We start from the raw sequence: 7,688 nt of genomic DNA, 5'->3' as shown, positions 1-7,688 counted from the left end.
AAAAAGAGAACTACAGGGGGTTTTTAATTTAAATTCGAGGTATGTAGATGATGCGATAATGAAGGCAAAGAGCGTTTTAGAGTCTTGCAGAGAAAAGGACGAAAACCCCAGCAAGGTTATTTTTGGGGGCAGGAGTTTGTTTGATAAGCTCAAGAAACGGCACATAAACGGGAAAGCATACAAGAAGTTAAAACAGGAGTGGCAAGAGAGAAGGAAAGGCAATCTTTATTCAAGAGGTGACAGGAGCAAGAAAGGGAATCTCAACACAAGGATTGAGATATATGAGTATACAGGTTATAGAGGTTGATCCTGCATATACATCAGTGATAGGGCTTTTAAAATATACGCCGCAGTATATGATAAGCAAGGACGAAGCGGCGTCGTATGTAATAGCGAGGAGAGGGCTTGGACTAAAATAGCAGATTCCCGAAGGGTATATGGCAATTGTAGAGCATTTAGATGCTGGGGAATTAGAGGGATTGAAAGAGCATGTAAAGAAAACGGTTAAGAATAAACAGTTGAGGAAGAAACGTTTGAGAGAAATAGACAGGGTTAAAAAGTTTATACAAAGCCTTGGGAGTGAGCCAGGGGAGGAATCAAGACCTCTGTATGGAACAAGTCTTGGTGCCTGTAGCGGAAGCTACAGACTCTGGCGAGTTCTCAAGGTAGCGGTGGTGACGCCACTCTCTCCTGAGAGGGTATTAAGAGATGTCTCTGCCCTGAGGAGGGTGATGTACTCAGGGCAAGTGGGGAGACCCGGTTAAGGGCGTGAGTTCCTGCTTCTTGGGGCAGGGGCTATGGTTGTCCCAAATACCGCCTGCTGGGGGTGGGACAACTTGAAAGGCGGTAAGAAATACCCCAGCCGTCTAAACTTGTGCAGTTTTGTACAGTTTAGATGACCAGGAAAGATCTATGGGGGCAAGAGTGCTGTTTGCGTCTGTGAAATACGATAAGTTTGATGCCGATGTAACGCTTCCAGCCAAGTTTGGCAGGCTTATTGACCGGATGGGCATGCAGGATGTTGTAAAGGGGAAATGGACGGCCATAAAAATGCACCTTGGACGAAACATCGGCTATTCCACCATTCATCCTCTGTTTGTCAAAATCCTGGTGGATAAGTTGCTTGAGTATGGGGCAAAGGTGTACATAACTGATCAGGTGGTTTCCGGCGCAAGGAGCAGGGGTTATACCGAAGAATATCTTGGAGTGCCTATCGTGCCTGTATGTGGATTGCTGGGAAAGTATTATTATGAAAAACAAGTAGACTTCAAGACCTTTAAAAATGTAGATATTGGGGGTTACATACACGACGCCGAAGTTATGATCAATCTTTCGCACGTTAAAGGCCATGGAGCTTGTGGATATGGAGGGGCCTGCAAAAACATCGCCATGGGCTGTGTGACTGATCGAACAAGGCAACAGATCCACGGCCTTGAAGGCGGGATCACCTGGGAAGAAAACCTGTGCATACACTGTGAAGCATGTATTAGAAACTGCAACCACGATGCCAACAGTTTTGATGAGAATGGAAAGTATAGGGTGTTTTTCCACAACTGCACGTTTTGCCAGCACTGTGTGAAGGTATGTCCCACTGGCGCCATCAAAATGGACGCCAACAGGTATGAGGATTTCCAGAAGGGAATGGCCCTTTGTACCGATGAGGTGCTGAAGACGTTTGAACCAGGACACGTGTTTTACATCAATTTCCTCACAAATATAACCATACTGTGCGATTGCTGGGGGCTTACCACTCCTTCACTGGTGCCTGATATAGGTGTATTTGCTTCGCAGGATATCGTCGCCATTGAAAAGGCTTCGCTGGATGCCATCAAGGTAGAGGACCTCATTCCATCCGGACTTCCTCAGGGTATGGAACTGGGAACCCATGGCCATCTGTTTGAACGTATACACAGGAAAGACCCCTTTGTTCAGCTGAGGGAGTTGGAAAAGAGGGGATTGGGCACCCAGGAATACTATATTGAAGAGGTCTTTTAAAGAAAAGCGCTGGTCTGGGTACCGATATGTACAACCTTTATGATGCGGTTATCTTTGACGTACAGGCGATGCGTTTTACTCTGAAACACCACGTACCTGTTTATCGCTTCCAGCCTGTCCACGCTTTCTACCAGGCTTTTTATCTCATCGGTCGAAAATTGAGGAAGCGATGCCCTTATCACTCCATCCCTCACGCCGGTTTTAAAGAGTTCTATCATGACCTGTTCAAAATCGGGGGGGATGGAGCTTTTTTTAAGCTTGTTGCATTTCTTGCAGCTTAGTATTAGATTGAATATGTCGTTGGTGCCGCCTTTGCTCCTGGGCAGGTAATGGTCCAGGCTGGCCTGATGAAACTGAAGGTGTTTGGCACAAAAGCGGCACCTGCGCCCATCCCTTTCGTATATGTATGATTTTATGGATTTTTTTGGCTTCATCGGTTTAAGCTCCCTTAAACTCACTGATATTAATTGCAGCATTGATTTTGTAATCCATAAATCGCCGGTGTGCATTCCATAAAAGCAGTAATTTCCTGAAAATTCGGCATGGCTTCATGTATCTATTGTAGAATATTCATGCATCTCGATGGCGGCTGTCTGTTCCCTAACAGACTTGCCAGCTGCTTTTATTCCCCAGGAAATATTTTATCATATTTTTACCGATTCATCTTCATTCCGTAGAAGGTTTATGGGGAAGAAGCTCTTGCATATTTTAGGGAAATTTTAGCAAATACTCAACTTTGAACTTCAACTTTAAATTGTAGGTTTGAACGGCGCAAGTCAATGCTAAGAAGATATTGGAGGGACTGCTGATAAACTAGAATATTGCAGGGGATGCTGGTAAGCAAGATTTTGTGATAAAATAGCAAGAAAGGGGCGATGATAAAGATAAGGAGGTACCAGCATGGCGTGGAGGAGGGAATACATGCCTGAGATAACCGATGACAGGGTGTGGGATGCGCTAAACTCGATCCCAAGAAGGCGGTTCCTTGGAGAGGCCTATCAGGATGACGAGTTTTTGGATGCTCCACTGCCCATAGGGTTTGGCCAGACCATCTCTCAGCCTTCCCTGGTTGCGTATATGACGCAGCTTTTGATGCTTGAAGGCCATGAAAAGGTGCTTGAGATCGGTACCGGTTCGGGATACCAGACCGCGTTTCTGGCACGCCTGGCCAAAGAGGTATACACCGTTGAGGTGATAAAGCCCCTGCAGGAGCGGGCAAAGGAAATTTTGAAATCCCTGGGATACACAAATATTCACTATAAAATAGGGAATGGCTTTGACGGGTGGGAAGAGCATGCTCCCTACGATGCCATAATGGTCACCTGTGCTCCCGAGCGCGTACCAAAGGCTCTCATAGACCAGCTGGCCGAGGGAGGGCGGATGGTGATACCGGTTGGCCCTGAGCACAGCGTGCAAATGCTTTACCGCATCACGAAAGTCGATGGCAGGTTAAACAAAGAGCCGATATGCCATGTGCGGTTCGTGCCAATGATAGAGAAACAGCCATAAGGAGATTTGTATTGAAACCGGAAATCCTTGAAGCCGTGAATCTGGCAGGAGAAAAGTTTATTGCTTGTTTTTGATAATTTCATAATATTTTAACAACAGCTCGTCAAGCTGTCTGCTTATTTCAAGGATTTTTGCATCCTGAAGCTCGTTTTGTGATATGAGCTCATTCATACACTTACGCAATGCTTCGATCCTCAGCAATAGCTCCTTTAGCCTGGACTGTTCCATGAAGTTTAGCTACTCCTCCTTGTCAATAATGCTGCCGCATACTACTAGGAATAGTTTTCGTTCAATGTTGCAAAAATATTACACATTGAACTGTGTGGCCAGCTGCAAAAAAGTCTGTGCTTTGAATTGGCGTAGATAAAGTTACTCTATCATGCTGTACAAATTTGCGGTGGTAATATTAATGTATATTCTAAAATTAGCCTCCCCCGCATACCTTTAGATTAGGGGGTGGAGGATGTGCGGGTGTTTTTCTTTAAAAAAGACATTATCATTTGGGGAATTGTACTGCTGGCTGTGGTCATTGCATTGATAGTTTTGCTGAGGATAGCCGGCAGCGGAAAGGAAATGCACCAGGGTGTGGCTACCATATTGAATGCCATATAGGGGGTATGCTTGCCCCCTAAGGCCAGTCCGGTGCGGTATGTTTATGTTGTATTTTTGGACAAGGCCACAAAAAAACGAAGTTCAAGTGATAAGGTATGGACAGGAATAGAATATCAAGTAGCTGCACATCTGATATATGAAGGCTTGTCGATCAAGGGTTAACGCTTGTTAAAGCTGTCTGTAAGCGGTATGATGGATATAGGAGAAATCCATGGGATGAAGTCGAGTGTGGGCATCATTATGTTGGCTCTATGGCCAGCTGGGCAGTACTGTTGGTGTTGACAGGGTTTAAATATGATATAAGATTAGAAAAGGAGAGATGTTATGGAAAGGTATGTTCCTGAAATAAGAGGGACTTTAAGGCAGCACATGATTGAGGTGCCGGAGTGCATTCAACAGGCAAGCGGTATAAGGATATTCGGCAAAACGATTCGTTCATTGGCATTTACCACCGATGTCGCGGTCATAAAGAACATCAACGCCGACGCCATCATAGCGGTGTATCCCTTCACGCCTCAGCCCGCCATCACTCAGGCCATCATGATGGCGGCCGATGTGCCCGTCTTTTGCGGCGTCGGAGGAGGGACAACCACCGGCAAGAGGGTGGTAAATCTGGCTTTGGATGCAGAATTTAAGGGAGCCATTGGCGTTGTGGTAAACGCCCCAACGCCCAACGAGATCATAAGGGCTATGAGGGAGACCATTGATATTCCCATTGTCGTGACGGTGGTATCGGAGAATACCGATTTTAAAGCGCGCGTGGAGGCGGGGGCCACCATTCTCAACGTTTCCGGGGCTCGCAAGACGGTGGATATAGTAAAGAGAATAAGGGATCAGCTGCCCACTGTACCCATCATAGCCACAGGTGGGCCAAATGAGGATACCATAATGGCCACCATCGAGGCGGGTGCCAACGCCATAACCTATACTCCTCCTACACCTGCCGAGCTTTTTAGGGTTCTCATGGACAAGTACAGGGCAGAGCTGTCTTGAAAAGGCGAGCAATGAGTTCAGCTGCATACCCGTGTGCGTGAGGTTGCCTAGTGAGCTTATCAGCGTAAGCTTATGCTGATAGGCTTATTAGCATAGGCTTGTGAAGTTGTGAAGGATGCGTTCATTAAAGACGCGCGTGTACCTGCGTATATCTGTATCGCTAATTCTGCAGCTTTTTCAGCATATCATAAAACCCTGGGAATGATATATTCACGCATTCCCAGCCGCTTATGGTAGTTTCGCCCCGGGCGATAAGCCCTGCGATGGCTGCCATCATGGCCAGCCTGTGGTCGCCAAAGCTGTCCACCGCGTTCCCCTTGAGGGGTGTTGGCCCGTGTATGACCATGCCGTCGTCGGTGGCTTCAATGCTGGCTCCCAGACGGGACAGGATATCCACCACGGTGGCTATGCGGTCTGATTCTTTTACCTTGAGTTCCTGCGCATCTTTTATGGTGGTGGTGCCTTCAGCCTGGGTAGCGGCCAGGGCTATGACGGGTATCTCATCGATGAGGCGGGGAATGAGCTGGCCGCCTATTACGGTGCCCTTCAAATGGGAGGTATTCACGATGATATCTCCCATCTTTTCTCCTCCTGAGGTTGAGACGTTCTCGATGGCGATGCTGCCGCCCATTTCTTTGTAGACCTCCAGGATCCCGGTGCGGGTGGGGTTTAGCCCTACCCCCTTTAATATTATGGTAGAATTTGGAACCAGCAGCCCGGCTGTTATAAAGAAAGCGGCCGACGATATATCTCCCGGGACGTGGACCTGCTGGCCGTACAGCTGGTCGGCGGGGTAGGCGGTTATCTCGTTGCCGTTTATGTCCAGCCTGCCGCCAAAGGCCTGCAGCATAAGCTCTGTGTGATTCCTGGAGGATGTGGGCTCATATATGCGGCTGGGGGAATCGGCATACAGCGTGGCCAATATCAAGCAGGACTTAACTTGAGCGCTGGCCACCGGCATGTGGTATTGGATGCCCTTGAGGGTGCCGCCCTTGATTGACAGGGGAAGGTACCTGTCCTGTACGCCGGATATATCAGCGCCCATTTTGCGTAATGGGATGATCACCCTGTCCATGGGACGCCTGCGCAGCGATTCATCCCCGGTTATGGTGCTGCTGAAGCTTTGCCCCGAGAGAAGGCCGGCAAGCAATCGGGCGGTGGTACCGGAGTTACCGGCGTCTATGGTCGCGTTTGGGGCTTTAAGGCCGCGCAAGCCCTGCCCTTTAACTGTAACGGTTTCTGGACCGGTTATCTCTATGGGCACTCCCATCTGCTTGAATGCCAGTATGGTGCTCAAACAGTCGTCGCTCATAAGAAAATGGGTGATGTACGTGTCGCCCCTGGCTATAGAGCCCAGCATTATGGAGCGGTGGGAGATGGATTTATCGCCCGGGACACGGATTTCTCCGGCAAGTCGTCTGGCGGGTGTTATGGTGATCTTCATGATTGCCTCCTTTCAACTTGCCTCATTTCACATACGTCTTATACCCTTCTTCGGTCAGCACCTGGCGAGCTTTTTCCAGCGATACCGCATCTGCCAGCGACAGCACAAGACAGCCTCCCGGCTCGTCCTCGCGGCTGTTGATTATGCGCAAGTTCTTTATGTTTATGCTGTGCTGCCCCAGCAGGGTGGCTATCTCACCGATGATGCCAGGACGGTCCTGTATGTCCACATACAGATCGTGGTAGGGGAGCAATACCTGGCTCTGCAGGCGGGGGAGGCTGTCGCGAAACTTCTTTGCCCTCCAGAAGAAGTCTTCTATTTCATCTGCGCTGCCCTCATCCAGATATTTGCAAAACGCATTCAGGTGCCGGACGGTGCTCTCGATGAGCTCCACAAGCCGCTGGCGGTTTGAAAGCGATATGTCGCGCCACATCTGCGGGCTGGATGACGCAATCCGGGTTATATCCCTGAATCCCCCGGCGGCCAGCCTTTCCTTGAAGTGCTGTGGGTCGTCTATCTCCTGCACCGCGTTGACCAGCGCTGATGCCACCACATGGGGGAGGTGGCTTATGGCCCCCACTATCCTGTCGTGAAGCTGCGGGTCCATGACCAGAGGAATGGCGCCTATGGATGAGAGAAGGGATGTCAAACGATTTATTACCCAGGCGGGAGTAGAAGGAAGGGGGGTGAGGACGTAGTAGGCATTTTCAAACAGGTGTGGTATGCTGGCGGCATAGCCCGAATGCTCGGTGCCGGCCATGGGATGCCCACCCACGAAGAATACGCCGGGAGGGAGGCATTCCATTGCGGTGCGCACTATGGCTTCCTTTGTGCTGCCGGTGTCGGTGATTATGGCGCCGGCAGGGGCATGGGCGGCAATTTCTTTGATTAAGCCGGGTATGGCACCTACCGGCGCGCATACGAATATCACCTGTGCATTGTACACGGCCTCCTCAAGACTGGTGGTCCCCTTGTCCATTACCCCTTCCTTCAGCGCCAAAGCCAAATGCTTTTCCTCGATATCCGTTCCCGTGATTTGCCAGTCCGGGTGGCTGTGGCGAATGGCCTTGGCCAGCGAACCGCCTATAAGCCCCAGTCCCACAATGCTTATGGTTTTTATTTCCGTGCCTGACAA

The 7,688-nt window shown here is 49.3% G+C and carries 8 protein-coding genes and 1 pseudogene; 5 read left to right on the top strand and 4 right to left on the bottom strand.

What is annotated here, in order from left to right; translation table 11 throughout:
* Both BM241_RS13210 and BM241_RS09740 read left to right on the top strand, forming a co-directional pair.
* Positions 1-764 (top strand): annotated as a pseudogene (locus BM241_RS13210) (hypothetical protein); the annotation flags it as partial.
* Positions 765-912: 148 nt separating this feature from the next.
* The gene (locus tag BM241_RS09740; RefSeq protein ID WP_092282647.1) at positions 913-1,995 is read left to right on the top strand and encodes a DUF362 domain-containing protein; all 1,083 of its coding nucleotides are present in this window, start codon (positions 913-915) and stop codon (positions 1,993-1,995) included.
* Here the strand turns inward: BM241_RS09740 and BM241_RS09735 are convergent.
* Entirely contained in the window at positions 1,992-2,429 is a 438-nt protein-coding gene (locus BM241_RS09735; RefSeq protein WP_025747338.1) for an HNH endonuclease, read from the bottom strand. The two genes, BM241_RS09740 and BM241_RS09735, sit on opposite strands and share 4 nt — an antisense overlap.
* 466 nt (positions 2,430-2,895) lie before the next feature.
* Here BM241_RS09735 and BM241_RS09730 point away from each other — a divergent pair, with 466 nt between their 5' ends.
* Positions 2,896-3,504, top strand: coding sequence for a protein-L-isoaspartate(D-aspartate) O-methyltransferase (locus BM241_RS09730; protein WP_025747337.1), 609 nt, complete (start codon positions 2,896-2,898; stop codon positions 3,502-3,504).
* A 57-nt stretch (positions 3,505-3,561) separates the two neighbouring features.
* Here BM241_RS09730 and BM241_RS09725 read toward each other — a convergent pair whose 3' ends face one another.
* Positions 3,562-3,732: an aspartyl-phosphate phosphatase Spo0E family protein gene (locus tag BM241_RS09725; protein WP_084054639.1), complete on the bottom strand. Its 171-nt coding sequence runs from the start codon at positions 3,730-3,732 to the stop codon at positions 3,562-3,564.
* Between the two features lie 237 nt (positions 3,733-3,969).
* On the opposite strand from BM241_RS09725, the gene BM241_RS12515 reads away from it, so the two are divergent.
* Together BM241_RS12515 and BM241_RS09720 are read left to right on the top strand one after the other, a co-directional pair.
* Positions 3,970-4,116, top strand: a complete 147-nt coding sequence (locus tag BM241_RS12515) for a hypothetical protein (RefSeq protein ID WP_156925063.1) — start codon at positions 3,970-3,972, stop codon at positions 4,114-4,116.
* A gap of 324 nt (positions 4,117-4,440) precedes the next feature.
* Positions 4,441-5,109: a beta/alpha barrel domain-containing protein gene (locus BM241_RS09720; protein ID WP_025747336.1), complete on the top strand. Its 669-nt coding sequence runs from the start codon at positions 4,441-4,443 to the stop codon at positions 5,107-5,109.
* 160 nt (positions 5,110-5,269) lie between these two features.
* Here the strand turns inward: BM241_RS09720 and aroA are convergent, their stop codons facing one another.
* Both aroA and BM241_RS09710 read right to left on the bottom strand, forming a co-directional pair.
* Positions 5,270-6,553 carry a 3-phosphoshikimate 1-carboxyvinyltransferase gene (gene aroA / locus BM241_RS09715; protein WP_092282646.1) on the bottom strand — a complete coding sequence of 428 codons (1,284 nt, stop codon included), beginning with the start codon at positions 6,551-6,553 and terminating at the stop codon, positions 5,270-5,272.
* 22 nt (positions 6,554-6,575) lie between these two features.
* Positions 6,576-7,688, bottom strand: coding sequence for a prephenate dehydrogenase (locus tag BM241_RS09710; RefSeq protein WP_169729727.1), 1,113 nt, complete (start codon positions 7,686-7,688; stop codon positions 6,576-6,578).

Origin of the sequence: Caldicoprobacter faecalis, assembly GCF_900115765.1 — a bacterium.
Taxonomy (GTDB): domain Bacteria; phylum Bacillota; class Clostridia; order Caldicoprobacterales; family Caldicoprobacteraceae; genus Caldicoprobacter; species Caldicoprobacter oshimai.
Note: the sequence above shows the minus strand (reverse complement) of the source record. Positions and strands in the feature narration are given on the sequence as shown.